Origin of the sequence: Leucobacter weissii (genome assembly GCF_017565745.1) — a bacterium.
Lineage (GTDB): Bacteria > Actinomycetota > Actinomycetes > Actinomycetales > Microbacteriaceae > Leucobacter > Leucobacter weissii.
In genome coordinates this window covers 279,874-305,605 of the sequence record NZ_JAGDYM010000005.1, presented here as the reverse complement: position 1 = coordinate 305,605, position 25,732 = coordinate 279,874, and the positions used below count along the sequence as shown (strand labels likewise).

The window sequence follows — 25,732 nt, the reverse complement described above, 5'->3', positions numbered from 1 at the left end:
GAGGAGATGGCAAGACTCGCCGGCAAGACCGCTCTGATCACCGGCGCGGCGATGGGAATGGGGCGGGCCACCGCCGAGCTGTTCGCCGCGGAGGGCGCCCGGGTGGCGGTCACGGATTTCAATGAGACGGCCGGTCGTGAGACCGGCGAAGCGATCGCCGCCGCGGGCGGGGAGGCCGTCTTCCATGCGCTGGACGTGACCGACGAGGCCCGGGTGGCCGAGGTGATCGCCCGGGTGGTCGAGCAGTGGGGGGCCATAGATGTGCTGGTGAACTGCGCCGGGGTGATCGGCCCCGACAAGCAGACGCACGAGGTCAGCGAAGAGGAGTGGGACGCCCTGTTCGCCGTCGACGTGAAGGGGGTGTTCTTCACCACCAAGCACGCGGTGCCGCACATGATCGCGCAGCAGAACGGCAGCATCGTCAACTTCTCGTCGATCTACGGCCTCATCGGCAACGACGAGTTCACCCCCTATCACGTCGCGAAGGGCGCAGTGGCGATGCTCACCAAGCAGGACGCGGCAAGCTACGGGCGGCACGGTATCCGGGTCAACTCGGTGCACCCGAGCACGGTGCTGACCCCGCTCGTGGAGGGTATCGCGCACGCGTACGAGGGAGGCCTCCCGGCCTACGAGCGGATGATGACCTCGAACCAGTCGATCCGTCGGCTCGGCACGCCCCTCGATGTCGCCTACGCCGTGCTCTTCCTCGCCTCCGACGAGTCGACGTGGATCACCGGCGTGAACCTTCCCGTCGACGGCGGCTACACCGCGAGGTAGCATCGAGAGCTGCCACCCGGTCACGGTCCGCTCCCGGAGTCCTTAGAATCGAAGGAGCACGAGCCCCGGCGCGAACGCCGGGGCTCGTACGCTCGGCTGCCGATGCCGGGCGTCCATCGCGCACCGAAAGTCGAGACAATGCCAACCACTGCGGTCAAGCGCCAGGCGGCCCCGCTGCGTGAACAAGTTGTGCAGGCGATGAGATCCGAGATCATCGACGGCACTCTGGTCCCGGGGGAGCGGCTGCTGGAGAAGGCGCTGTGCGAGCGCTACGGGGTGTCGCGAACCGTGATCCGAGAGGTCCTCCGGCAGCTCGAGTCGGAGAGCCTCGTATCGGTGCGTCCGGGGCACGGACCGGCGGTCGCCCGTCTCTCCCCGGGAGAGATCGCCGGGCTCTACGAGGTGCGACGCGAGCTGGAGGGCCTCGCCGCGGAGCTGTTCGCCCGGCGCGCAGACGGCGCGCAGGCGGCGGCTCTGCTGGCCCTCGCGGATCGATTGGAAACCGACTACCTGGAGGGCGACACGGAGTCCCGAGGAGAGAGCAAGAACGAGTTCTACCGTCTGCTGCTCGACGGGGCGGGAAACCCGGCCCTCGCGACCGTGCTCGACGGCATACACGCGCGCATCGGGATCTTCCGGCACTTCTCCTTCATCGATCAGGAGCGGGTCAAGCTCTCGTACGTGGAGATCCTCTCCATCATCGAGGCCGCAGCCCGGGACCGCGACCCCGCGGCGGCCCGAGCCTCGTCCGAGCACCACATCGAGTTGGCTGGGAAGCTCGCGGTGCTGGAGTACACGAAGCGCTATTCGAGCGACCCCGGGGAGACCATCGCTGCGCTCCGACGGATCAACTGACCCGCAGCTCGTGCCGATCCCCCATCAGGACGCCGCGGCCGGACTCGGCACCGGCCGCATCCCCGTCCGTCTCGTCGATGGAAGATGATCCGGCCCTCCGGCCCGCATCACCGCCCGGCCCGCGCATCCCGCTTCGCCTGCGCCGCCAGCATCGCGTTGTACTCCGCCAGCTCCGCCTCGCCGGAGCGGTCGGCCGCGCGATCCCTCCGCTTCTGCTCCTTGTCGTCGCTGCGAGACCACTGGACCGCCACGATGAGCGCCAATGCGAGCGTCGGCAGTTCGCCGATGCCCCACGCGATGCCGCCGCCCAGGTTCTGATCCTCCAGCGGCGTGCCCCCCCAGGTGCGCCCCATCGCGCCGAACCAGTCGGCGAGCATCAGCCCGTCCCCCGTCATCATCGTGACCCCGAAGAAGGCGTGCGACGCCATCGTGGCGAACAGCGTCACCAGGCGCAGGGGGTAGGGGAAGCGATACGGCACCGGGTCGACGCCGATCATCGAGAGCGCGAAGAGATACCCCGAGATGAGGAAGTGGACGATCATCCACTGGTGGCCGAGATGCTCCTCCATCGCCCAGCGGAAGATCGGCGAGAAGTAGAACACCCAGAGCGACCCGGCGAACACGACGGCGGCGACCGCCGGATGCGTGATGAACCTGGAGTAGGGGGTCTGCACCGCCCAGAGCACCCACTCGCGGCCGCCCCACGATCCATCGCTCCGCTTCTCCGTCGCGCGCAGCAGCAGCGTCACCGGGGCTCCCAGCACCAGCATCATCGGGATGAGCATGGTGAGCATCATGTGGCCGAGCATGTGCTGGCTGAACAGATACTGCTCGTAGGCGTTGAACGGGCCGTTCGTCGTATAGAAGAGCAGCAGCAGCCCGAGCGCCCAGGCGACGGTGCGGCCGATCGCCCACCGGTCCCCGCGCCGTCGCAGGCGGATGGCTCCGGCGAGGTAGAGCACGAGCCCGAAGAGACAGACGAGCGTCCAGGCGAGGTCGAACTTCCAGGCGGTCAGATAGCTGAGCGGAGTCAGCTCGGGGGGCAGCGGATCGCCCGTGAGCCATTCCGCCGGCGAGATGCCCTCGCCCCCGGTCTCGCGCGCGGGATCGAGCGCCACGGGGGTCGCCGTGCGTCCGAGCGCGGCGGCGAAGCCGCTCGCCGCGCCCATCACGGCGAGCTCCGCGAGCACCAGCCACAGGAACACCCGGCCGCCCCTCGGCCCGCCGATGCGCGGGATCGCCAGCCTCCGCCACACCGCGCCGAACACGCCGAGCAGCACGAGGGCACCGGTCTTGAGCAGCACGAGGCGCCCGTAGCCGGTGCCGAGGAGCGCGTCGGGCGAGCCGATCCTCAGCCAGGCGCTGACGGCCCCTGAGGCGGCCACGGCCACGAAGGCCGGCAGCGCGAGCGTGGAGTACCTGGAGACCAGCGTCGCCAGGCGAGCGCGATCCGTCGGCGCACCGGCGCCTCGGCCGCCGCCCGGGCCGCGGCCTTCGCCGGCAGAGGCGCGACGGCCGGCCGTCGCGACGTAGACGAGCGCCACGAGGCCGCCCAGCCACACCGAGGCACCGACGAGGTGCACGAGCAGGGAGTTGACCGCCTGCGCGTGCCCCGAGGCCCCGGCCGCATGACCCTGCTGGGCGAGGGGGAGCGCACCCGCCAGCGCGACGATCAGGACGAGGAGCACCCACCTCCGGTCGCGCACCGCGAAGCAGAGCACGGTGGTGATCGCCGCGAGCAGGACCTGGATCAGCCACAGCCGCCCCAGCTCGACATCGGTGACGAACTGCGCGAGACCGGCACCGAAGTCCGCGTCCCCGGAGAAGGACACCGCGGCGATGTCGAGGTAGGTGAAGATGAGGAACGCCGCACTCGCGACGGTCAGGACCGCGGCCGAGGCGGCCGCGAGATCGAGCGTGAGACGCCATTCGGGGCGTTCGGGGCTCAGCGCGAACACCGCCAGCACCAGGGATCCGATGACCACGCCCAGCGAGATGTTGACGAGCATGCGCGCCGTCGGCAGCCCGTAGCGCACGACCGCACCGGGATCGAGCAGCGTGCGCTCGGCCGCCGCACCGCCGATGACGAGCCCGGCCAGGAGCGCGACGAGGGCCGCTGCCAGGAGCGCGGCTGGGGCGATGAGGCGGAGCGAACGTGGCACCCCCCAAGCCTACGCCCCGCGGGGGCAGGCGCGGGGGCATCGGCCCGTCGTGCCCGCGACCCTCAGACGACGCGACCCCCGGCCCATCCGGGCCGGGGGTCGCGTCGAGGTCGGGACGGGACTACTTCACCGCCGCCTTCAGCTTGCTGCCGACCGACACCTTCACGCGCTTGCCGGCCGGGATGTCGATGGTCTCACCGGTGCGGGGGTTGCGCCCGGTGCGGGCCGCGGTGGTCGCGGTCTCGAAGGAGAGCCAGCCCGGGATCGACACCTTGCCGCCGCCGGCCACGGTCTCGGAGACGGCGGAGAAGAGGCCGTCGAGCACTGCCGACACGGCAGCCTGGCTCTGGCCGGTCTCAGCGGCGACCTTCGCGACGAGTTCAGTCTTGTTCAGCGACATGTTTGGTCCTTTCAAAGGCCGGGCCCTTCAGAGCCGTGCCCGTGATGTATGGCGTCCCTTCCGGGACTCGATCGGTTGATCGCGTATGAATCTACCTCAGATTCGCCGCGCATCGGCGGAATCACGCGGATTCTGACAATATTTCTCGCCAGTTTCCAGGCTCCGCCCGGCCACGGGCCCCCCGGAACGCGAGAACGGGCCCGATCCGGGTGGATCGGGCCCGTTCTCGGGCACACGGCCGCCATGCGCCGCGCCGGTCGAGCGGTCACCGAGACGACTGCCCGCTCACGCCGACGTTCGCACTCGGCGGTGCCGGTCCGGTCGAGCGGTTACCAGCTCGCCTGCCCGCTCACGCGGACAGGCGCACTCGGCAGTGCTTATCCAGTCGAGCTGTTACCAGCTCGACTTCGTGATACCGGGGAGCTCGCCGCGGTGCGCCATCTCGCGGAAGCGCACACGGCTGATGCCGTACTTCGTCAGCACGCCGCGAGGGCGTCCGTCGATGGCGTCGCGGCTGCGCACGCGCACGGGCGAGGCGTCGCGGGGCAGCTTCTGGAGGCCGACGCGGGCCGCCTCACGGCTCTCGTCGGTGCCGTTGGGGTCGATCAGCGCCTTCTTCAGCTCGGCGCGCTTCTCGGCGTAGCGCGCGACGATCTCCTGGCGCTGCTTGTTCTTGGCGATCATGCTCTTCTTGGCCATGCTTATCGCTCCTCTCGAAACTCGACGTGCTTGCGGACCACGGGATCGTACTTCTTCAGCACGAGGCGGTCGGGGGTGTTGCGGCGGTTCTTCTTGGTCACATAGGTGAACCCGGTGCCGGCCGTGGAACGGAGCTTGATGATGGGACGGACGTCCTGCTGCTTCGCCATTAGATCTTCACCCCGCGCTTCTGCAGATCAGCGACCACGGACTCGATGCCGCGGGCGTCGATCACCTTGATGCCCTTGGCGGACAGGGTGAGGGTCACCTTGCGGCCGAGCGAGGGCACGTAGTAGGTCTTCTTCTGGATGTTCGGATCGAACCGCCGCTTGGTGCGACGGTGCGAGTGCGAGATGTTGTGACCGAACCCGGGAACGGCTCCGGTCACCTGGCACACTGCGGCCATGGTGGTTCCTCTCAGTACCGTGAGGCCGGACGGCCCCACCCAAGATCTCTTGTCTGCAGGAGCGTCCGGACTCTCATCCGGCTGGCTCGCCCCCGCGGTCCGCGCGATCGGATTTCGCACGGCCAAGGATCGACTCTAGCGCAGTCGGCGTCTCTGCCGCAAGCGGCGGGCCCGCGGTGCCTTGAGGCCGGGATCAGCGGCGCACGCGCTTCACGGCCGAGACCTTCGCCGCCGCGGCGTAGCCCGGTTTCTTGCCGGTGACGCGCACGGTCAGCTTGCGGCCGCGATCCGCCGCTTTCACGCGGTAGCTCGACGTGGTGGCGCCGACGATCCGCTTGCCGTCGCGGTACCAGCGATAGCTCAGCTTCACCCCCGCGGGTTTCCAGGCGCCGGCTCGCGCCCGCAGCCGCTTGCCGGCCTTCGCCGTGCCCGAGATCCTCGGTTTCACCGAGCGCAGCACTCCCGCGGCGACCGGTCTGCTCGCGGTCGACGCCCTCACGCCGCTCGGGTATCCCGTCTTCGTGCCGGTGACCCGCACCGAGATCCGCTTGCCGCGATCCGCGGCCTTCAGGGTGTAGCTCGATCTCGTCGCGCCGGGGATCCTGGCAGTGCCCCGATACCACTGATACTTCAGCGCCACCGGCGCCGGCTGCCAGCTGCCGGGCCGCGCCTGCAGTGTCCGGCCGACCCGAGGCGTCCCGCTGACCGTCGGCGTCTGCGGCACGAGCACCTTCGCGAAATCGATCCGGATGGTCGCCGCATGCTCGGCGACGTCCTGCACCGTGACCGTCGCGGCGGAGCCCTCCGGAGTGATCGAGTCGCCCGCGGTCAGCGTCTCCTGGCGATGACCGCCGACGAGGCGGGTGAGCACCGTGGACTCCTCGCCCAGCACGCCGGATCCGGAAACGCCCTTCAGCACCTTCACCCCGATGCCCGCCCGGAACTGGTAGCCGCCCCGGGTGAGCACGAACGCCTGCCCCCCGGACTGAGGAGTGCCACCGTCCTGACCCGCGCCGTTGCGGTACTCCACGGTGAAGGGCTCGCCCGCCGGCGGCTCGATCAGGAGGCCGCGGGGATCCTCGCCCGAGGTGAGCGCGTTCACCGTGAGCGTCTGGCCGGCGCCGCCCTCCGCGGATACCGTCCGCAGCATGCCGGGGGAAGCCGCCCCCAGATAGGATCGCTGGTTGACGGAGAGCGCCGCGGGGACGCCGCCGTAGCCCAGGATCCCGATGCCCATGACGTTCCACAGGTCGGCGTACTGCACGTCTTCGCACGGCGAGTTCGCGAGACCGCTCGATGCGGTTCCGGCATCGACGGTGCTCCCGGTGCAGCCGCGGGCGTTGGCGTGACCGAGGCCGAGGTTGTGCCCGATCTCGTGGGCGAGCACCTGCGTCCCCTCCGTCACGTCCTCGTCCGCGAGATTCACCCAGCTCAGTCCGCCGCTCAACTTCGGCCCCACGGTGCCCAGGCCGACGTTCGCGCACGCCGGATCGCGCACCAGCACGATGAGATGGCGGCTCCCCGAGGGGTAGGGGTCGGACCCCTGCAGCCCGGAGTAGCCGAGGGATCTGGCTGCGGAATCCCAGGCGACGAAGTTGTCGGCCTCGCACGCATTCGTGTCGGAGAGCGCGATCCGCGTCACCGCGTCGTCGACGATGCCGCCGATCACCCCGCCGCTCTGCTCGGCCCAGTAGTCGGAGACGCCCTCCAGCAGCGCGAGCATCTCCGCGTCGCCCGGCGCGGCGACCTGGCCCGTCGCGCGCGAGGCGAACACCACGTCGGCCGGCCGCACGGCCCCTGAGTCCGCCGCGGCCGAGATCGGCACGATCTCGGCCGCCAGCACGGGCAGTTCCACGTCCACCCCGCCGGCGGTCTCCGCGACGAGTTCGCGCAGTTCGGCCTGCGCGAACCGCGCGGACTCGGCCGGCAACTCGTCGGCCACCTCCTGCGGCACGCCGACGGTGCCGGTGAACCCGGCTCCGGAGACCGGCTCCCGCCCGGGGAACGAGGCCGCGAGCGTCTGCTCGTCGAGCGGGATCGGCGTTCCGTCGTCGACGACCAGCCAGGCCCCGCCTCCGACGGTCCGGCCGTCCCGCGGATCGCCGGCCGGCTCCTCCGGAAGCACCATCACGGTCCCGCTGACCTCGAGCGTATCGGCGATGCCCGCCTCCGCCCGGGCAGGCGCCGCGGCGAGGCTGAGCACGAGCGCCCCCGCGCCGACCAGGGCCACGAGCGCGGATCCCCGGTCCCGATGCGGAGGCGCCGAGCGCGGATCGATCGGCGGACGGTCGCCCCGCCGCGCGTCTCCCCCTGCGCCCCTCACGCTCGTCACTGTAGCGGATTCGAGGGCCGGCGGACAGGTCCGGACCGGACATCGCAGCGATGTGCCCCGCGCGACCTCTAAGCTGAACGGGTGGCGAACGAGCAGACGCGGGCGGCGATCCGCTACGTCGCGATCGGCGACAGCTTCACCGAGGGCGTCGGAGACGAGCTGCCCGATGGCTCGGTGCGCGGCTGGGCGGACCTCGTCGCCCAGGGACTGGCGGACGCGATCGGCGAACCGATCCAGTACGCGAACCTCGCCATCCGCGGCCGCCTGCTCGGACCCATCGTCGCCGAACAGCTCGAACCGGCGCTCGCGCTGGAGCCGACCCTGCTCAGCTTCAACGGCGGCGGCAACGACATGCTCCGGCCGGGCACCGACATCCCCTCGATCGTCGCCCGGACCGAGAGCGTGCTGCGCCGCGTGCTCGACGCCGGCACGGAGCCGATACTGCTCGCGGGAGCCGACCCGACGGCGGGCCTGCCCCGCGGCGCACGGGTGCGGGCGAAGGGGGACGCGCTCACCGCCGCGGCTGGAGCGCTCACCGAGAGGCTCGGCGTCCGCTTCTGCGACAACTGGAACGACCCCGTGCTCCGTCGGCGCGAGTACTGGTCCGAGGATCGCCTGCACCTGGGGCCCGTCGGACACCATCGCGTCGCCTGGAACGTGCTGCGCTCGCTCGGGCGCCCCGCCCCGGCCGACTGGTCGATCGACGCGGATCCGCGACCGGCGCCCACCCGGTCGGAGCAGCTGCGCTATGCGCGCGAGCACGTGCTGCCCTGGCTCGGCCGCCGTCTGACGGGCCGTTCGAGCGGGGACGGACGCACCGCGAAGCACCCTCGCTGGGAGTGGATCGAGCCCCGCGGCTGAGACTCGGGCCGCCTCGGCTCAGCGCCCCGCGGCGAGGCCGCTCAGCCCCGGGCCTGGCACTCCGGGCAGAGGCCGAACAGGTCGACGACGTGGCTGATCTCCGAGTAGCCGTGCTCGGCGCCCACCCTCGCCGCCCACTCCTCCACCACTCGCGCCTCCAGCTCCCGCGCCGCGCCGCACCGCCGGCAGATCAGGTGGTGGTGGTGGTGGGAGGTCACGCAGGAGCGGAACAGGTTCTCGCCCTCCGGCGACTGCAGCGAATCGGCCTCACCCGTCTCGGCGAGCGCCGCGAGCGAGCGGTACACGGTGGCGAGGCCCACGGTCGACCCCTGCGCGCGGAGCGTCTCGTGCAATCGCTGCGCGCTCACGAAGCCGCCGGCCTCGTCCAGGGCGGCGCGGACCTCCGCCCGCTGCCTGGTGTTCCGCTTGGGCCCGGTGGTGGTGCTCATCCTCGCCACCCCTCTCGCTCGCTCCTGCCCGATCTTCCGGATATCCTCTCAGGCTACCCTGGCCGTCGGCAATGAGGCGCGAGCGGGGGCTTCGGCACGATTCACGCCCCCATCCGCGCCTTCTTGCGACGGGAGTCGGGGCCCAGGGCCCCGACCAGCAGCACGAGCACGAACATCGCCGTCATCGCCAGGCCGACGGATCCCCCGGCGGCCACGTCCCAGGCGCGCGAGGCCCAGAGGCCGAGCAGCCCCGCGAGGACGCCGAGGACGGCCGCGAGCGGCGGGATCCACTCGATGCGCGGCGCGATGAGCCGCGCGGCAGCGGCGGGAGCGATCAGCACCGCGACGCCGAGGATCGCGCCCACGGCGGGCATGGCCACCACCACCCCGGCCGCGATCATCGCGGTGACGAGCAGCTCGACCGGCCAGGCCCGGAAACCCATCGCGGCGTAGCCGGCCGGGTCGAAGGTGTGCAGGAGGATGCGGCGGCCGGCGAGACCGCTCGCCACGAGGGAGAGGAGGAGCACCGCGGCCGTCGCCGCGACGTCGCCGGTCGTCACCGACAGCGGCGAGCCCACGAGCAGCGCCTCGACGGGCACGCCCAGTCCGGGGTTGAGGCCGGCGAGCAGCGCGCCGAGCGCGAAGCCGAAGGAGAGCACGATGCCGCTCGCCACCTGCCGCCCCTGGCCGGGAACTCGGGAGAGCCCGGTCATCAGGAGCACGAGCAGTGCCGCGAAGAGCGCCTGCCCGACGAGCAGGCTCCACCCCGCGAGCGCGAAGATCACCCCGCCCGGGAACGTCGCATGGCTCAGCGCGACCGCGAAGAACGACCGGCGCCGCAGCACGATCAGCGTGCCGACCACCCCGCTGAGCAGCCCCAGCAGCACCAGTTCGAGCGCGGCGAGCGCGAAGTAGCTCATCCGTGCCCCCGGCCGGCTCGCGAGCGCAGCTGCCAGGCGCGCGCGGCGACGCGCGCGACCACCGCGAGCGCGTAGACCGCGACCAGGAGCAGCACGACGACGGCGCCCGGCGGAACGGAGGCCCCGGATCCGACGGACCACTCGAAGGACCACCACAGGCCCAGCGCGCCGCTGAGCAGCGGCACCGCGATCGCGACGGGGACGAGGAGACCGAGGCGCCGCGTGACCAGACGCGCCACGGCCATCGGCACCGTCAGCAGCGCCAGCACCATCAGCACGCCGAGCGCCTGGGCCCCCGCGACCACGAGCAGCGCGATCGCGATCGTGAGGACGAGGTCCGCCGCGCGCGGGCGGAAGCCCGCCGCCTCGAACCCTGCCGGGTCGAAGGCGCGGAAGAGCTGAGCGCGCAGCGTGGCGAGCATGAGGATCGCCGCGATCGCCGACACGGCCACGATCTGCCAGAACTGGGCCTCGGTGACGGTGAGGAGGTGCCCGAAGAGCATCCCCTGCATCTCGGAGACATAGCCGTCCTGACGCGATACGAGGACCACTCCGAGGCTGAACAGGCCGGTGAGCACGACGGCGATCGTCGCATCGCCCCCGGGCCCGCCGCGGCCCCGGTCGAGCGCCGTGAACAGGCCGGCCGCCGCGAGCGCGGCCACCGCGGCCCCGGGCAGCACGCCTGCGGCGCCGCCCAGTGCGGCCCCGATCACCAGGCCCGGGAACACCGCGTGCACGAGCGCGTCGCTCACGAACTCGAGCTCCCGGAAGCTGATGCCGATGCCGACGACGCCCGCGGCCACGGCGAGCACGGCGAGCGTCGCCAGTGCCCGCCCCATGAACGGCAGGGAGAAGACCTCGAGCAGCGTCGCATCCACGGCTCGGGCTACTCCGCCTCGCCCGGCGCGCAGCTCGCGGTGGTGACGGTGTGCTCGTCGAGCTCGACCGTCGTGTCCTGGAAGGCGTGCTCCACCGCCTCGAGCGTCAGCGCCCGATCGACCGGGCCGAAGCTCGTCGGGTGCCCGAAGCGCTCCACCTCGGCGTGCTCGGCGTTCCGGCCCCCGGCGCCCTCGGCGCCGTCCTCGGCGTGCCCCGAGGCGAGGAGCAGGACGTGGGTGCAGGCCCGCTGGGCGATCTCCAGGTCGTGGGTGCTCACCACGATCGTCCGGCCCTCGCCGCTCAGCTCGCGGACCAGCTCGAGGAGGGCGTCGCGGTTCTCCCGGTCGAGCCCGTTGAAGGGCTCGTCGAGCAGGAGCAGCTCGGGATCGGCGACGAGCGCCCGGGCGAGGATCCCGCGCTGCTGCTGCCCGCCCGAGAGCTCGCCGAAACGCGTTCCCGAACGCTCCGCGAGTCCGACCCGTTCGATCGCCGAGCGCACCCGCGCGCGACCCGATCGTCCGAACGGCGCGAATGGGCCGAGCTCCCGGTAGAGTCCCATCGCCACGACCTGCCGCAGGGAGAGCGGCAGGTCGACGTCGCGGGAATCGGACTGGGGGAGGGAGCCGGTGCGGCGGCGAGCGCGCGCGGGATCGCCGCCGAGCACCTCGACGGAGCCGGCGGTGAGATCGGCGAGGCCGAGGAGGCCGCGCAGCAGCGTGGACTTCCCCGAGCCGTTCGGCCCGATCAGCGCCACCGCGCTGCCCGCCTCGATGTCGAGGGTCAGACCCGCGACGCGCGTGCGGCCGGCGTAGCCGAACGCGGCCCCGCGCAGGCTGACGGCAGGACGGGCTGGGGTCACACGCTCTCCAATTCGGCGGGCACGGGGTCGGGGGTCACCCCCCAGGCTTCAAGAATAACCCTCGTGTTGTGCACCGTCGCCGCGATATAGGTCTCGGCGCCGCTCCCCTCCGCGCCCAGGGAGTCGACGAAGAGCGTCTCGGCGTCGACCACCCGGACGCCGGCCTCCTTCGCCACGGTCTCCGCGAGCTTCGGGCTGATCGACGATTCGACGAAGATCGCCTTGACGCCGTGCTCCTCGATCTCGTGGACCAGTTCGTCGATCTCGGCCGCGCTGGGCTCGGCGTTGTCCTCGAAGCTGGGGAGGATCGATCCGGCGAACTCGATGTCGTAGTCGTGCAGGAAGTAGCGCATCGAGTCGTGACCGCTCACGAGCACGCGATCCGCTTCGGGGACCCGCTCGAACTGCGCCGCGGCCCACTCGTCGAGCAGCCCCAGCTTCGCCTGATACTCCTCGGCCCGCTGCGCGAAGTCGCTCGCGCGATCCGGCTCCGCCTCGGAGAGCCCGCGCGCGATCTCGCCGACCATGCCCTGGGCCAGGCGGGGCGAGCTCCACAGGTGGGGGTTGAGGTCGCCGTGATCGTGGTCGTGCTCGTCCTCGGCGTGCTCGTCCGCCTCTTCCGCGTGATCCTCGTCCGCGTGATCGTGGTCCTCGCCCTCGGCGTGGTCCTCGTCCTCCGCGTGATCCTCGTGGTCGTGGTCCTCGTCCTCGCCCTCGAGAGTGATCTCGCGGGCCTCGTCGAGATCGACGCCGTCGCTCGCGTCGATCACGAGCCCGTCGAAGCCCGACGACTCGACGGCGTCGTCCACGAAGGTCTCGAGGCCCGCGCCGTTGACGATGAGCACGTCCGCCTCTCCGAGCGCGAGCAGATCGGCCGGGCTCGGATCGAAGTGGTGCGCCGAGCCGCCGGGGGCGAGCAGGCCCGTGAGCTCGATGTCGTCTCCGCCGACCTCGCCGGCGAAGTCGACGAGCTGCGTGGTCGTCGCGACGACGTTCAGCGAGGGCGCCGGCTCCTCGCCGGGGTCGGCCGCCCCGGAGCAGCCCGCGAGCGCGAGCGCCCCCGCGGCGGCGAGTGCGAGGGCCGAGAGTCGAGTGTGCACGTGAGGTCCTTCCGGTGCGCGAGCGCACATCGTTGATAACGAATCTCACTATACTACCTGACGCCGAGACGGACCTGCGCGCGAACGGATACGCTGGCGGGGTGGAGCAGCGGACGGCACTCGAACTGCGCCGCGCGCTGCGGCGCGGCGAGACCTCGTCCCGGGAACTCGTGGCCCGGGCGCTCGAGCTCGTCTCCGAGCACCGCGACTCGGGCGCGTTCGTCAGCGCGGACGCGGAGATCGCGCTCGCGGAGGCCGACGCCGTCGACGCCCGCCTCTCGGACACCCCGCCCGAGGCGCGACGCGCGCTGCCGCCGTTGCTGGGCCTGCCGACCGCTCACAAGGACCTGATCGACCAGCGAGGCCACGTCACGACGCACGGGTCGGCGGCGATCCCGCACCTCGTGGCGGCGGCCGACGATCCCGTCGCGGCGGCCGTGCGCGAGGCGGGGGCGGTGTCGATCGGCAAGACCCAGGTGCCCGAGTTCGGGATCGCCGCCTACAGCGAGAACGAGATCGCCCCGCCGGCGCGCAATCCCTTCGATCCCGCGCTGACCGCGGGCGGATCCAGCGGCGGCACCGCCGCCGCCGTCGCGCTCGGCCTGATTCCGGCGGCCATCGCGAGCGACGCCGGCGGGTCCATCCGGATCCCGGCGGCGGCCTGCGGACTGGTCGGCCTCAAGCCCGGCCGGGGCGCCGTACCGGCCGATCGGAGAGCAGCGGAGAGCGGGCCCGGATGGGGCGTCTCGGGACCGATCGCGCGCACCCCGGCCGACGCGGCCCTGCTCTTCGACGCCCTCCGCGGCGCTCGCGACGAGGCGGCACTGCGGGGCGTGGAGCGAGCCTCCGAGCTGCGCGGGCTGCGGGTGGGAATCAGCCTGGCCTCGCCCTTCGAGGAACGGGTCGAGATCCGCTTCGGCGCCGACGCGCTCGCGGCTCTCGACGCCGCGGCGGCAGCGCTCGACACCGCCGGGCACACGGTCGAGGAGGCCCGGATCCGCTACGACGCGGGCTACCCCGAGGCCTTCACCGCCGTCTGGACCTCGGCGCTGACCCGCATCGCGCTCGCCCCCGGCGCGGAGGATCGCCTCGGCGCACTCGCCTCCTGGTTCCTCGATCGCGCGCGCATCACCGCGCCGGAGCGGCTCGAGGAGGCTGCGGAGGCGCTGCGGGGGTTCGCCGCGAAGGCCCGGCGCGATTGGGGCGCCTACGATGCCGTGCTCACCCCCGCCCTCGCGTTCCCCCCTCCCCCGATCGGCGAGTTCCGCGGGAGAGGGCCCGAGGGCGACTACCGCCTCCAGTGCGAATGGGCGCCGCAGACCTCGATGGTCAACGTCGCGGGAGCGCCCGCGATCACCGTGCCGCTCGGCCGCGCGCCCGCGAGCGCCGGAGCGAGCGGGCTGCCGGTCGGCGTGCAGCTCATCGGACCGGCGGGCGGCGAGGCGAGGCTGCTGCAGCTGGCCGAGCAGATCGTGCAGCTGACGCGCTGACGCGCGGGCCCCCGCCCCGCGCCGAAGCCTCCCTCCCGCAGCCCGGCGACGCGGAGCGCGGAGCGATCCTCAGCGACGCAGCAGTTCCCGGTAGACCGCGACGAGGGTGTCGGTCGAGACCCGCCAGCTCCGCTCGAGGGCTCGGCGCCGCCCCTCGCGCCCCATGCGCTCGGCGAGCGCGGGATCGCCCAGCAGGCGTTCGATCGCCGCGGCCCAGTCCGCCGGGTCCTCGCCGTCGAGGAGCAGGCCCGTCGCGCCGTCGTCGACCGCCTCGCACAGTCCCCCGGTCGCCCGCGCGACGACGGGAACCCCCGAGGCCGCGGCCTCGAGCGCGACGAGCCCGAACGTCTCGGAGTGCGAGGGGATCAGCACGAGCGCGGCGCGGCGCAGGCGCTCCGCGAGTTCGGAGCGGCGCAGCGCCCCGTCGAAGGAGGTGGTGCCGAGCATGCCGGCCGCGGCCACGGCATCGTGCAGCAGGCTCGCATAGTCGTCGCCGTCCGGCGGGGAGTCGCCGACGATGCGCAGCGCCGGACGGCGCTCGTCCGGCAGCTCGGCCAGCGCGGCGATGGCGAGGTCGAAGCCCTTGAGCGGGTGGAGGCGACCCGCGACGAGCACCTCGGGCAGACCCCCGCGCGCGATCCGGGCCGCGCGATCCTGCCGCTCGCCCTCGGTGCACGGCCGGAACACGCGGGTGTCCACTCCGGGCGGCACTACGCGGACCCGATCCGGATCACCGCCGAGCCGCTGCAGCACGGTGGACTTCTCCGCCTCGCTGACGGTGACGACGAGATCGGCCTCGTGCGCGAGCCGGCGCTCCCCGGCGAGGCGGCCGGGGGCCTCGGGGCGCTCGCCCGCCTCGAGCGGCGTGTCGTCCCCCGCCGCGATGCTGTGATAGCTCTGCACCAGGGGGACGCCGAGCGAGCGAGCCGCGGGGAGCGCCGCGAGACCGGAGTACCAGTGCTCGGCATGGATGAGATCGGCGGGATCCTCGCCGAGCTGCTCGCGCAGGGCCGCGCCGAAGGATCCGATCAGCGCCTCGTGCTCGCCCTTGGCGAGCAGCCGCGCCGGCCCGGCATCGAGATGCCGCACGACCACCCCCGGCGTCCATTCGTGCTCCGCCTGCTGCGCGGCGTGGGTGCGCCTGGTGATGATCCGGACCCGATGCCCGAGCGCCGCGAGCTGCTCGGCCTGCGCGCGCACGACGACGTTCATCCCGCCCGCGTCCTTGGTGCCGGGTTCGTCGAGCGGCGAGGTGTGCAGCACCACGAACGCGAGGTCGAGCTTCGCCTCGGCTGCGCCGCGCTCCTCGGTCGATCCTGCCTCGTCCACATCGTCACCCTACCGTCTCCGGCGGAGCCGGCCTCGCTCCGGCATCGCGCCCGTCCCCGCAGTGGCGCTCCCCATACGGGAGGGGGTATGGTGCTACGGTGCCGTCTCATACCCCCGCTCCAGCGCTCAGGCGCGTCCAGCGCCGGACCCTCCTGCTCCTCTCCCTCGCCCAGGTCTTCAGCGGCATCGGCGCCGGGGCAGTCGTCTCGACCGGCTCGCTGATCGCCGTCGAGCTGTCCGGCTCCGAGGCGTGGGCCGGGTCGGTGACGACGACGATGACGCTCGGGGCCGCGATCGCATCCGCCGCGCTGATGCGCCTGGCCCTCGCGACCGGTCGGCGCACCGCGCTGTCCTCGGGGCTGCTCGTCGGGGCGATCGGCGCCGCGGGCGTCGTGCTCGCGGCGGTGACCGGTGCGTTCTGGGTGCTCGTCGTGTCGGGGATCCTGATCGGCTTCGGCAGCGCGGTGAACCTGCAGACGCGCTTCGCGGCGACGGATCTCAGCGAGCACGCCAAGCGGGGCCGGGACCTCTCGCTGGTCGTGTGGATGAGCACGATCGGCGCGGTGGCCGGGCCCAACCTCCTCGGTGTCGGGGAGGGGATCGCGGGACGCCTGGGCCTGCCGGCGCTCTCGGGACTCTTCGTGATCGCGGCCGCCGGCATGCTCGCGGGCATGCTCGTCATCTGGATCGGCCTGCGCCCGGATCCCTACCTCGTGCTGTCCGGCCGGGAGGCCGTTCGCGGCGCGCCGACGGGGACGGACGCCGGAGCCGAGGCCCCGCTCCCCGCGCCGAGCCGGGGACTGCGGGCGGGCATGGCGGCGCTCCGGGCGCATCCGGCATCCCGTGCGGGCATCGCCGGCATCCTCGCGGCTCACGCCGTGATGGTGGCCGTCATGTCGATGACCCCGGTGCACCTCGCCGGGCACGGGGCCTCGGTCACGGTCATCGGCATCACCGTCAGCCTGCACATCGCCGGCATGTACGCCCTCGCACCGGTCATGGGCCTGCTCACCGATCGCTTCGGCGGAGCCGCGGTCTCCGCGGCGGGCATGGTGACGCTGGCCGCATCGGTGCTGCTGTCGGGCTTCAGCGGGGAGTCCCACTGGGTCACCACGCTCGGCCTGGTCCTGCTCGGCCTCGGCTGGTCCGCGGCCACGGTGGCGGGCTCCGCGATGATCGTCCAGTCCACGCCGGTCCCCGAGCGCGTGGCGGCGCAGGGGACGGCCGACACCCTCATGAGCCTCTCCGGCGCCGCGGGCGGACTGCTCGCCGGCGTCGCGCTCGCGGCGATCGGCTACCAGGGCCTCGGCGTCGGCGGCGCGCTGCTCGCGCTCGCGGTCGTGCCGGCTCTGGTCAGCGTCGCGCGTCGGGTGTAAGGTGGAGACGAGGAGCAGATACCCCTCTGGGGTATGATTCTCCCGCACGCACGCCGACGATCGGAGGATCCATGACCACCGCCGAGTACACCGTCGCCGGAATGACCTGCGCGAACTGCGAGCGGCACGTCCGCGAAGAGGTCGCGGAGATCCCGGGCGTCACGAGCGCGGTCGCCGATCGCGCCACGGGCCGCCTGACGGTGACCGGGGACGGCACGGCGATCCCGGATCGCGCGGTGATCGCCGCCGTCGCCGAGGCCGGCTACACCGCGGCGCGGGCCTGATCCGGCCGCCGTCGCCGAATCCGGAGGTACAGGAGACATGCCAGCACCCGCGGCCGGGCTCGAGCCCGACGTCATCGAACTCGCGATCGGGGGAATGACCTGCGCGTCCTGCGCCGCGCGCGTCGAGAAGCGACTGAATCGCCTCGACGGCGTCGATGCGAGCGTCAACTACGCGACCGAGAAGGCGCGGGTGTCGGTTCCGGTCGGCTACGACCCGGAACGGCTCGTCTCAGAGGTCGAGCGGACCGGCTACACGGCCGAACTGCCGCCCCCGCCCGCCCGCGCCGCCCGCGCCGCGGAGCCCGCGGCGGGCGGCGAGGACGCCGAGCTGCGGGCGCTGCGGCAGCGGCTGATCGCCTCGATCTGGCTCTCGGCTCCGGTCATCGCGATGGCGATGGTCCCGGCGCTCCAGTTCACCAACTGGCAGTGGCTCTCGCTCGCCCTCGCCGCCCCCGTCGTCGTCTGGGGCGCCTGGCCCTTCCACCGGGCGGCCTGGATCAATCTGCGGCACGGCGCCGCGACGATGGACACACTCGTCTCGGTCGGCACCGGAGCCGCCTTCCTCTGGTCGCTCTACGCCCTGTTCTTCGGCCACGCCGGGATGCCCGGCATGACCCACGGCTTCGAGATCACCGCGCAGGCCGGCGACGGCGCCGGCAACATCTACCTCGAGGTCGCGGCGGGCGTGACCACGTTCCTCCTCGCCGGGCGCTACTTCGAGAAACGCTCGAAACGGCAGGCGGGCGCCGCCCTGCGCGCGCTGCTGGAGCTGGGGGCGAAGGAGGTGGAGGTCCTGCGACCGGGGTCGACCCCGGCCGCTGCGGCCGAGACGGCCGCAGGACGAACCGACGGCAGGCCAGAGACGGCCTTTCCGAATACCGGGGTTCTCGTGCCGATCGAGGATCTCGCCGTCGGCGACCACTTCTCGGTTCGTCCAGGGGCGAAGATCGCGACCGACGGCGTGATCGTCGACGGGCGCAGCGCCGTCGACGCGTCGATGCTCACCGGCGAGTCGGTGCCCGTGGAGGCGGCCCCGGGCGACGCGGTGACCGGCGGCACCGTCGCGACCGACGGGCGCCTCGTGGTGCGCGCGACCAGGGTCGGCGTCGACACCCGGCTGGCGCAGATGGCGAGGATGGTCGAGGAGGCGCAGTCCGGCAAGGCCGAGGTGCAGCGGCTCGCGGATCGCGTCTCGGGGGTCTTCGTCCCGATCGTCATCGTCATCGCCGCCCTCACCCTGCTGATCTGGCTGCTGCTGGGCCACCCCGCGGCGAGCGCGTTCACCGCCGCCGTGGCGGTGCTCATCATCGCCTGCCCCTGCGCGCTCGGCCTGGCCACGCCGACGGCCCTGCTCGTCGGCACCGGCCGGGGCGCGCAGCTGGGGATCCTCATCAAGGGCCCCGAGGTCCTGGAGTCCACGCGCCGGGTGGACACGATCGCGCTCGACAAGACCGGAACCGTGACCTCGGGACGGATGGAGCTCACCGACGTGGTGCCCGCGCCGGGCCAGGACCGGATCGAGCTGCTGCGAGCGGTCGGCGCCGTCGAGGGCGCCTCCGAGCATCCGATCGCGCAGGCCATCGCGCGCGGCTGCGCCGCGGAACTGGCCGCGGCGGAGTTGCGTGCCGGCGAGTCCGGAGGCGGCGCGCAGAGCCCGGCGGAGCTGGAGTCGTTCCGCAACGCGGCGGGCGAGGGCGTCACCGGCGTCGTCGACGGAACCGCGCTCGTCGTGGGACGGGCCTCCCTGCTCGAGGACCGGTCGATCCCCGTCGACCCGACGATGCTGGCGGTCAAGGAGCGACTGGAGCACGAGGGTCGAACAGCGGTGCTCGCGGCCTGGAAGGGCCGGGTGCGCGGCGTGCTCGCCGTGGCAGACACGGTGAAGCCGACGAGCGCCGAGGCGATCCGGCAGTTGCGGCGGCTCGGGCTCGAACCCGTCCTGCTCACCGGCGACAGCCGCGCCGTCGCGGAGCGGATCGCCGAGGAGGTCGGCATCGGGATCGGCGGAGAGCACGGCGGCGGAGTCGGCGGAGTCGGCCGCGTGGTGGCGGAGGTGCTGCCCGGCGAGAAGGTCGCGGCGATCCGTGCGATGCAGGCCGAGGGGCGCGTGGTGGCGATGGTGGGGGACGGCGTGAACGACGCGCCCGCCCTGGCCCGGGCCGATCTCGGACTGGCGATGGGCTCCGGCACCGACGCCGCCATCGAAGCGGCCGACATCACCCTGATCCGTGGGGATCTGCGCAGCGCCGCCGACGCGATCCGGCTCTCGCGCCGCACGCTGCGCACGATCAAGGGCAACCTCTTCTGGGCGTTCGCCTACAACGTGGCGGCGATCCCGCTCGCGGCCCTGGGGCTCCTCAACCCCATGATCGCGGGCGCCGCGATGGCCTGTTCGAGCGTCTTCGTCCTCGGCAACAGCCTGCTCCTGCGCAGGTTCCGCAGCGGCGCGGGGCCCGCCCCCGCCCCCGTGGGGCGCACGTCGTGAGCGAGCCGGAAGACGCGGGCGCCGGGCGCTGCGAGCCGGGCTTCAGCCGGGGGCACCCGGCGGCGCCGGCCGGCGCGCCGGGCACGGCCGAGGGGCACTCCCACGACCACGGACTCGGCGGCTCGGCGACGGCCACGGCCCGGCACCGCGGTCGCCTGATCGCCGTGCTCGCGATCACGCTCAGCGTGGTGGTCGTGCAGCTGATCGGCGCCTTCGTCTCGGGGTCGCTGTCGCTGCTCGCCGACTCCGGGCACATGCTCACCGACGCCACCGGGGTCGCCATCGCGCTCATCGCGAGCCTCATCGCCGGACTTCCCGCGAGTTCGAGGCGCAGCTACGGCTATCTCAGGGTCGAGATCCTCGCGGCGCTCGCGAACGGCGTCGTGCTCGGGGTCATCGCCGTCGTCATCTTCGTCGAGGCGATCCGACGGCTCGGCGACGAGGTGGAGATCGCCTCGGTCCCGATGATCGCGGCGGCCGTGATCGGCGGTCTCGCCAATCTGGTCTCGCTGCTCATCCTGCGCTCGGGGCAGCGGGAGAGCCTCAACGTGCGCGGCGCCTACCTGGAGGTGCTCGGCGATCTGCTCGGTTCGGTCGCGGTGATCGCCGCGGGCCTCGTGATCCTCTTCACCGGCTGGAACTGGGTGGACCAGGCGGCATCGATCCTCATCGCGCTCATCATCCTCCCCCGCGCCTACAGCCTCCTGCGCGAGGTCATCGACGTGCTGCTCGAGGCCTCGCCCCGCGGCTTCGACGCCGACGCCGCCCGCGCGCACATGCTCGCCGTCCCCGGGGTCTCCGAGGTGCACGATGTGCACGCCTGGACGATCACCTCGGGAGTCCCCGCCTTCTCCGCGCACGTGACGGTGAGCGACGAGGCCTGGCGGGAGCAGAGCGCCCACGCGATCCTCGACGAGCTGAAGGCCTGCCTGCGCACGCACTTCGAGATCGATCACACCACGCTGCAGCTCGAGCCCGAGGGCCACCGGAGACCGGGCCCCCACCGGCACGCGTGAGCGCGCGGAGCGAGCACTTCATCAGACCTTATTTTGTATAAGTCAAAATAAGGTAGACTCGCAGTATGCGCGAGACCGAGACCTCCTCCCAGCCCTGGGCTGACGAGTTGCGCACGCACGGCCTCCGTGTCACCGCGGGCCGGATCGCGGCCCTCGGACACATCGAGGCGCACCCGCACTGCAGCGCGGCGGAGATCCACTCCGCGCTGGTCGGCGGGCTGCCCTCGCTCTCGCAGCAGTCGGTGCACAACATCGTCGGGGATCTGACCGAGTGCGGCATCCTGCGCCGCATCGACCTGCCCGACGCCGGCAGCGCGCTCTACGAGACCCGCACCCGCGACAACCACCACCACGTGCAGTGCGTGAGCTGCCACCGCGTGGAGGACGTCGACTGCGCCGTCGGGGCCGCGCCGTGCCTGAACCCGGACCACTCCCACGGCATGCGGATCCTCGAGGCCTCGGTGACCTTCCGCGGGATCTGCGCCGACTGCGAGGCGGCGGAAGCCGCCGGTGCGAGCCGCGAAGCCGCATCCGCCGCCGAACCCTCGGCGCACCGCGCATGATCCCCTCCCATCCCGAAGAACACTCACCCCTCCCACCTCCGACGAAAGGAAACAGCCAGGTGTCCGAAGAGAGCACATGCCCGGTCGACCACAGGACCGACGCACCTCACCCCACCGAGGGATCCGCGAAGCCCTCTGCCGGGCCCACCACCAACCAGGACTGGTGGCCCGACCGCCTCAACCTCAAGATCCTGGCGAAGAACCCCGAGGTGGCCAACCCGTACGGAGGCGACTTCGACTACCGCGCGGCGTTCGAGGCGCTGGACCTCGCCGCGGTGAAGGCCGACATCGCCCACGTGCTCACCGACTCGCAGCCCTGGTGGCCCGCCGACTTCGGCAACTACGGACCGCTCATGATCCGCATGGCCTGGCACTCGGCGGGCACCTACCGCGTGTTCGACGGCCGCGGCGGCGGCGGCACCGGGCAGCAGCGCTTCGCCCCGCTGAACAGCTGGCCCGACAACGTCGGACTCGACAAGGCCCGCCGCCTGCTGTGGCCGGTGAAGAAGAAGTACGGCCGGTCCCTCTCCTGGGGCGATCTCATGATCCTCGCCGGCAACGTCGCCCACGAGCAGATGGGCATGCCGACCTTCGGCTTCGCCGGCGGCCGCCCCGACGTGTGGGAGCCGGACGACGACGTCTACTGGGGCAGCGAGACGACCTGGCTCGGCGACGAGAACCGCCTCGGGGAGCAGGGCGACCGCGAGCTCAGCAAGCCGCTCGGCGCGACCATGATGGGCCTCATCTACGTCAACCCCGAGGGCCCGCGCGCCAGCGGCGACCCGATCGCCGCCGCGCAGCAGATCCGGGAGACCTTCGGACGCATGGCCATGGACGACGAGGAGACGGTCGCGCTGATCGCCGGCGGCCACACCTTCGGCAAGACCCACGGCGCCGCGCCCGAGGGCGACCACGTCGCCGCCGAGCCCGAGGCCGCGCCCATCGAGCAGCAGGGACTCGGCTGGAAGAGCGACTACGGCACGGGCGCGGGCCGCGACGCCATCGGATCCGGCCTCGAGGTCACCTGGACCTATCACCCGACGCGGTGGGACAACGAGTTCTTCCACATCCTCTTCTCCTACGAGTGGGAGCGCGTGACCGGCCCCGGCGGTCACGACCACTGGCGCCCGAAGCACGGCGGGGGCAGCGACCTCGTGCCCGAGGCCGACGGCCGGGGGCACCGCGAGCCCCGCATGCTCACGACCGATCTCTCGCTGCGCGAGGATCCGGTCTACCGGGAGATCTCGCTGCGCTTCAAAGAGGATCAGGAGGCCTTCACCGACGCCTACGCCCGCGCGTGGTTCAAGCTGACCCACCGCGACCTCGGGCCCAAATCGCGCTACCTCGGCCCCGAGGTGCCCGCGGAGGATCTGCTCTGGCAGGATCCGATCCCGGCGCGCGACTACGAGCTGATCGACGCCGCAGACGTCGCGGCGCTCGAGCAGCGGATCGAGGACGCCGGTCTCAGCGTGAGCGAGCTCGTGTCGACGGCGTGGGCCGCGGCGGCGACCTTCCGCGGGAGCGACAAGCGCGGCGGAGCGAACGGCGGCCGGATCCGCCTCGAGCCGCAGCGCAGCTGGGAGGTCAACCGGCCCGAGCAGCTCGCCCGCGTGCTGGGCGTGCTCGAGGGCATCCGGGCCGAGTTCAACGCGGCAGCAGGCGAGAAGCAGGTCTCGATCGCCGACCTGGTGATCCTCGCGGGCAACGTCGGCGTGAAGCGGGCCGCCGCGGCCGCCGGGCACGCGGTGTCCGTGCCCTTCACGCCGGGACGCACCGACGCCTCGCAGGAGCAGACCGACGTGGAGTCGTTCGAGTACCTGAACCCCCCGGCCGACGGCTTCCGCAACTACGAGAGCGCGCGCGCCCTCGGCCGGCCCGCGGAGCACCTGCTGATCGACCGCGCCAATCTGCTCACCCTGTCGGCCCCCGAGCTGACGGTGCTGCTGGGCGGGCTGCGCGTGCTCGACACCAACTGGGACGGCTCGCAGCACGGCGTGCTCACCGACCGGCCGGGCGCGCTCACGAACGACTTCTTCGTGAACCTGCTCGATCTGAACACCACCTGGAAGCCGATCGACGCCGAGTCGCGCACCTTCCAGGCCACCGACGATGCGACGGGCGAGCAGACCTGGACCGGCACCAGGGCCGATCTGGTGTTCGGCTCGAACAGCGAGCTGCGCGCCGTGGCCGAGGTGTATGCGAGCGACGACGCGGGAGAGCAGTTCGTCGCCGACTTCGTCGAGGCGTGGGTCAAGGTCACCGACCTGGACCGCTTCGACGCACGCTGAGCCGACTCGCGTCCAAGCTCATCGGGGGCCGTCTCCGGGGATCCGGGGCGGCCCCCGTGTCGTTTTATGGCGAGGTGCTGGGCAATCCCTCTCCGGTGGGGCAAGCTATACGGTGAAGCGGCCGCCCGGAAGGCGGCCCCGAACGCAAAGGACCCCGGTCATGTCTGAACAGAATCTCCTCACCGAGCCAGAGAGCAAGGGCCTCGACATCGTGCGCGTCTTCCTCGGCATCAGCGGTCTCATCTCGCTGGTGCTCGGCATCCTGATCCTCGCCAACCCGGTCAAGACCGGCGCGGGCCTGGTGCTGATCGTCACGGTGCTGCTCGCGATCTATCTGGTCGGGGTCGGCGTGATCTACCTGGGTTCCGGCATCTTCTCCAAGTCGCTGGAGGGATGGCCGCGCATCGGCACCATCCTGCTGGGCCTGCTCTACATCGTGGGCGGCATCATCATCTTCGCGAACGTCTCCGCCTCCGCGACGGTGTTCGCCGTGTTCCTCTCGGTGCTGATCGGCGTCCTGTGGATCATCGAGGGCGTGTTCGTCTTCACCACCCTGAAGACCTCCGGCCACCGGGTGCTGACGGTGGTCTACGGCGTGATCAGCATCATCGCCGGTCTCGTGCTCATCTTCTCCCCGCTGCTCGGCGCGGTCACGCTGTGGCTGCTGATCGGGATCTCGCTGATCGTGCTCGGCGCGGTCCAGGTGGTGCGGGCCTTCACCGTCAAGGCGGAGTAACGCGCGAGGGCGCGCTCAGCGCAGCCCCTCGACCGTCGCGGCGTCGAGGGGCTCGCCGCCGAGCACGAGCTCGACGTACGTGCGCAGCACCACGAGCGCCGCGGAGCCGGCGTCGAACTGCGCCGCGACGAAACGACCCGTGCGGATCAGGCCCAGCGCCTCCGAAGCGGGCATGATCGCGCCCTTCGCCTGCTCTGCGCGGCCGTTCGGCACGGCGCGGCGCAGTTCGGCCATGGAGGTGAACAGCGGCAGCAGCAGCTGCCCCGTCGTCGAGCGGATGGTGCGGATGCGCGTGGCCTTCTTCCTGGGGGTCCCGGTGACGTCCGCGATGAGATAGCCCTCTCGGAGCGCGGCGAGGAACGCCGCGAGCCGCTCGTAATCCGGCTCCGCCTGCAGCGCGTCGAGGGCGCTGCGCGCTCCGACGTTCTCGTACTCGGCGGTGAGCCCCTCGGGAATCTGCGCGTCGGCCATGCCCTCCAGCCTATTCGTCCCGGGCCCGTGCCTCAGCCGGTCCGCTCGGCCTGGCCCAGGCGCCAGTAGCCCATGAAGGCCACCCGGTGGCGGTCGATGCCGCGCTCCCCGACCAGCATGCGGCGCATCCGCTTGATCACCGCCGACTCCCCGGCCAGCCAGGCGTAGAAGCCCTGTCCCTCAGGCGCCGCGGGGGACTCCCAGAGGAGGTCGCGGTCGACGTCGACCTCGTCGAGCTGCTGCGGACGGGCCGCGCGCGCCGCCTCGATCACCGCGGGGCTGCGCTCGGCCCAGTCGCGCAGCGCCGGTTCCAGCAGCGATCCGACGGGTCGTCCGTTGCGCGGCAGGTACCGCAGTTCGGCGCCCGGGGGGAGATCGACGGCGAGGCGGTCGTCGTCATGGGGCACCTCGACGAGCGCGGTGGCCCGGCGTCCGGCCGGGAGGCTCTCCAGGATCCCCGCGACGGCCGGCGCTGCGGTCTCGTCGCCGAGCAGCAGCAGTTCGGTCGCGCGGCCCGGCCGCCAGTCCATACCGAGGTGCGAGTCGTCGCTGCGGGCGTCCGGGCCGACGACGATCACCTCGTCCCCGATGTCGGCCGCGTGCAGCCAGCACGCCCCGGGGCCCACGGGCTCGCCGTCCTCGTGATGGACGACGAAGTCGACCTCGAGGCGCCGCTGCGCCGCAGCGATCCGCCGCACGGTGTAGGTGCGGAACGGGCAGCGGCGATCGTCGGGCAGGGCCCGCCAGCGGGGGTACCAGTCGCCGCGGAGCCGGGCCGCCTCGTCGTCGACGCCGAGCTCCTCGAACGAGCGGCGATCGATCGGGAAGACGATCTTGATGCGCTGGTCCAGCGCGTGCTCCGCGAACACGTCGAAGTCCGGGCCGGTGAACCCCACGCGCACGAAGTGCGGGCTCAGGCGCCGGATCTCGGCCACGACCGCCCGATACGGGCGGTAGGCCGGTAGCCGCCCCGTCTCGCTGGTGGCCCCCATGCT

The 25,732-nt window shown here is 72.4% G+C and carries 25 protein-coding genes; 11 read left to right on the top strand and 14 right to left on the bottom strand.

Features of this window, described 5'->3' with window-relative positions; genetic code table 11:
* Nucleotides 1–6 precede the first annotated feature (6 nt).
* Together J4H92_RS05940 and J4H92_RS05935 are read left to right on the top strand one after the other, a co-directional pair.
* The gene (locus tag J4H92_RS05940; protein ID WP_208097103.1) at nt 7–777 is read left to right on the top strand and encodes an SDR family NAD(P)-dependent oxidoreductase; all 771 of its coding nucleotides are present in this window, start codon (nt 7–9) and stop codon (nt 775–777) included.
* A 138-nt stretch (nt 778–915) separates the two neighbouring features.
* The gene (locus tag J4H92_RS05935; protein WP_208097101.1) at nt 916–1,632 is read left to right on the top strand and encodes a GntR family transcriptional regulator; all 717 of its coding nucleotides are present in this window, start codon (nt 916–918) and stop codon (nt 1,630–1,632) included.
* A 107-nt stretch (nt 1,633–1,739) separates the two neighbouring features.
* On the opposite strand, the gene J4H92_RS05930 is transcribed toward J4H92_RS05935, so the two are convergent.
* The 6 genes from J4H92_RS05930 to J4H92_RS05905 form a co-directional block, all read right to left on the bottom strand.
* Nucleotides 1,740–3,794: a cytochrome c oxidase assembly protein gene (locus J4H92_RS05930; protein WP_208097100.1), complete on the bottom strand. Its 2,055-nt coding sequence runs from the start codon at nt 3,792–3,794 to the stop codon at nt 1,740–1,742.
* 121 nt (nt 3,795–3,915) lie between these two features.
* Nucleotides 3,916–4,194 carry an HU family DNA-binding protein gene (locus tag J4H92_RS05925; protein ID WP_208097098.1) on the bottom strand — a complete coding sequence of 93 codons (279 nt, stop codon included), beginning with the start codon at nt 4,192–4,194 and terminating at the stop codon, nt 3,916–3,918.
* Nucleotides 4,195–4,587: 393 nt separating this feature from the next.
* Nucleotides 4,588–4,893, bottom strand: coding sequence for a 30S ribosomal protein S14 (gene rpsN, locus J4H92_RS05920; protein ID WP_208097096.1), 306 nt, complete (start codon nt 4,891–4,893; stop codon nt 4,588–4,590).
* A gap of 2 nt (nt 4,894–4,895) precedes the next feature.
* Nucleotides 4,896–5,063, bottom strand: coding sequence for a 50S ribosomal protein L33 (gene rpmG, locus J4H92_RS05915; RefSeq protein WP_208097094.1), 168 nt, complete (start codon nt 5,061–5,063; stop codon nt 4,896–4,898).
* Nucleotides 5,063–5,299, bottom strand: coding sequence for a 50S ribosomal protein L28 (gene rpmB, locus J4H92_RS05910; protein WP_208097092.1), 237 nt, complete (start codon nt 5,297–5,299; stop codon nt 5,063–5,065). Before rpmB ends, rpmG begins: the two co-directional genes overlap by 1 nt.
* Before the next feature lie 193 nt (nt 5,300–5,492).
* Complete coding sequence (locus J4H92_RS05905; RefSeq protein WP_208097090.1) at nt 5,493–7,622, bottom strand: reprolysin-like metallopeptidase; 2,130 nt, start codon at nt 7,620–7,622, stop codon at nt 5,493–5,495.
* Between the two features lie 90 nt (nt 7,623–7,712).
* Between J4H92_RS05905 and J4H92_RS05900 the strand changes: the two genes are divergently transcribed.
* A complete protein-coding gene (locus tag J4H92_RS05900) occupies nt 7,713–8,492 on the top strand; it encodes an SGNH/GDSL hydrolase family protein (RefSeq protein ID WP_341783012.1) in 780 nt (259 codons plus the stop codon).
* 41 nt (nt 8,493–8,533) lie between these two features.
* On the opposite strand, the gene J4H92_RS05895 is transcribed toward J4H92_RS05900, so the two are convergent.
* The 5 genes from J4H92_RS05895 to J4H92_RS05875 form a co-directional block, all read right to left on the bottom strand.
* The gene (locus tag J4H92_RS05895) at nt 8,534–8,941 is read right to left on the bottom strand and encodes a Fur family transcriptional regulator (RefSeq protein WP_208097088.1); all 408 of its coding nucleotides are present in this window, start codon (nt 8,939–8,941) and stop codon (nt 8,534–8,536) included.
* Between the two features lie 101 nt (nt 8,942–9,042).
* A complete protein-coding gene (locus J4H92_RS05890) occupies nt 9,043–9,861 on the bottom strand; it encodes a metal ABC transporter permease (RefSeq protein WP_208097086.1) in 819 nt (272 codons plus the stop codon).
* Nucleotides 9,858–10,739, bottom strand: a complete 882-nt coding sequence (locus tag J4H92_RS05885) for a metal ABC transporter permease (protein WP_341783011.1) — start codon at nt 10,737–10,739, stop codon at nt 9,858–9,860. Before J4H92_RS05885 ends, J4H92_RS05890 begins: the two co-directional genes overlap by 4 nt.
* A gap of 8 nt (nt 10,740–10,747) precedes the next feature.
* Nucleotides 10,748–11,599: a metal ABC transporter ATP-binding protein gene (locus tag J4H92_RS05880; protein ID WP_341783010.1), complete on the bottom strand. Its 852-nt coding sequence runs from the start codon at nt 11,597–11,599 to the stop codon at nt 10,748–10,750.
* A complete protein-coding gene (locus J4H92_RS05875) occupies nt 11,596–12,699 on the bottom strand; it encodes a metal ABC transporter substrate-binding protein (RefSeq protein WP_341783009.1) in 1,104 nt (367 codons plus the stop codon). Before J4H92_RS05875 ends, J4H92_RS05880 begins: the two co-directional genes overlap by 4 nt.
* A gap of 101 nt (nt 12,700–12,800) precedes the next feature.
* Between J4H92_RS05875 and J4H92_RS05870 the strand changes: the two genes are divergently transcribed.
* Nucleotides 12,801–14,189 carry an amidase gene (locus J4H92_RS05870; protein ID WP_341783008.1) on the top strand — a complete coding sequence of 463 codons (1,389 nt, stop codon included), beginning with the start codon at nt 12,801–12,803 and terminating at the stop codon, nt 14,187–14,189.
* 69 nt (nt 14,190–14,258) lie between these two features.
* Here the strand turns inward: J4H92_RS05870 and J4H92_RS05865 are convergent, their stop codons facing one another.
* Nucleotides 14,259–15,518: a glycosyltransferase gene (locus J4H92_RS05865; RefSeq protein WP_341783007.1), complete on the bottom strand. Its 1,260-nt coding sequence runs from the start codon at nt 15,516–15,518 to the stop codon at nt 14,259–14,261.
* Between the two features lie 98 nt (nt 15,519–15,616).
* Between J4H92_RS05865 and J4H92_RS05860 the strand changes: the two genes are divergently transcribed.
* The 7 genes from J4H92_RS05860 (at nt 15,617) to J4H92_RS05830 (ending at nt 24,266) form a co-directional block, all read left to right on the top strand.
* Entirely contained in the window at nt 15,617–16,894 is a 1,278-nt protein-coding gene (locus J4H92_RS05860) for an MFS transporter (RefSeq protein ID WP_208097082.1), read from the top strand.
* A 71-nt stretch (nt 16,895–16,965) separates the two neighbouring features.
* Nucleotides 16,966–17,178: a heavy-metal-associated domain-containing protein gene (locus J4H92_RS05855; RefSeq protein ID WP_208097080.1), complete on the top strand. Its 213-nt coding sequence runs from the start codon at nt 16,966–16,968 to the stop codon at nt 17,176–17,178.
* A gap of 37 nt (nt 17,179–17,215) precedes the next feature.
* The gene (locus tag J4H92_RS05850) at nt 17,216–19,663 is read left to right on the top strand and encodes a heavy metal translocating P-type ATPase (RefSeq protein WP_208097079.1); all 2,448 of its coding nucleotides are present in this window, start codon (nt 17,216–17,218) and stop codon (nt 19,661–19,663) included.
* Nucleotides 19,660–20,679 carry a cation diffusion facilitator family transporter gene (locus tag J4H92_RS05845; RefSeq protein WP_208097077.1) on the top strand — a complete coding sequence of 340 codons (1,020 nt, stop codon included), beginning with the start codon at nt 19,660–19,662 and terminating at the stop codon, nt 20,677–20,679. The genes J4H92_RS05850 and J4H92_RS05845 overlap by 4 nt, the downstream gene beginning before the upstream one ends.
* 65 nt (nt 20,680–20,744) lie before the next feature.
* Nucleotides 20,745–21,242, top strand: coding sequence for a Fur family transcriptional regulator (locus J4H92_RS05840; protein WP_208097075.1), 498 nt, complete (start codon nt 20,745–20,747; stop codon nt 21,240–21,242).
* Complete coding sequence (gene katG, locus J4H92_RS05835) at nt 21,239–23,530, top strand: catalase/peroxidase HPI (protein ID WP_208097073.1); 2,292 nt, start codon at nt 21,239–21,241, stop codon at nt 23,528–23,530. The genes J4H92_RS05840 and katG overlap by 4 nt, the downstream gene beginning before the upstream one ends.
* A gap of 160 nt (nt 23,531–23,690) precedes the next feature.
* Nucleotides 23,691–24,266: an HdeD family acid-resistance protein gene (locus tag J4H92_RS05830; RefSeq protein WP_208097071.1), complete on the top strand. Its 576-nt coding sequence runs from the start codon at nt 23,691–23,693 to the stop codon at nt 24,264–24,266.
* Nucleotides 24,267–24,281: 15 nt separating this feature from the next.
* Here the strand turns inward: J4H92_RS05830 and J4H92_RS05825 are convergent, their stop codons facing one another.
* Both J4H92_RS05825 and J4H92_RS05820 read right to left on the bottom strand, forming a co-directional pair.
* Complete coding sequence (locus J4H92_RS05825; protein ID WP_208097069.1) at nt 24,282–24,737, bottom strand: SseB family protein; 456 nt, start codon at nt 24,735–24,737, stop codon at nt 24,282–24,284.
* Nucleotides 24,738–24,769: 32 nt separating this feature from the next.
* Nucleotides 24,770–25,729, bottom strand: a complete 960-nt coding sequence (locus J4H92_RS05820; protein ID WP_243752026.1) for a siderophore-interacting protein — start codon at nt 25,727–25,729, stop codon at nt 24,770–24,772.
* Nucleotides 25,730–25,732 lie beyond the last annotated feature (3 nt).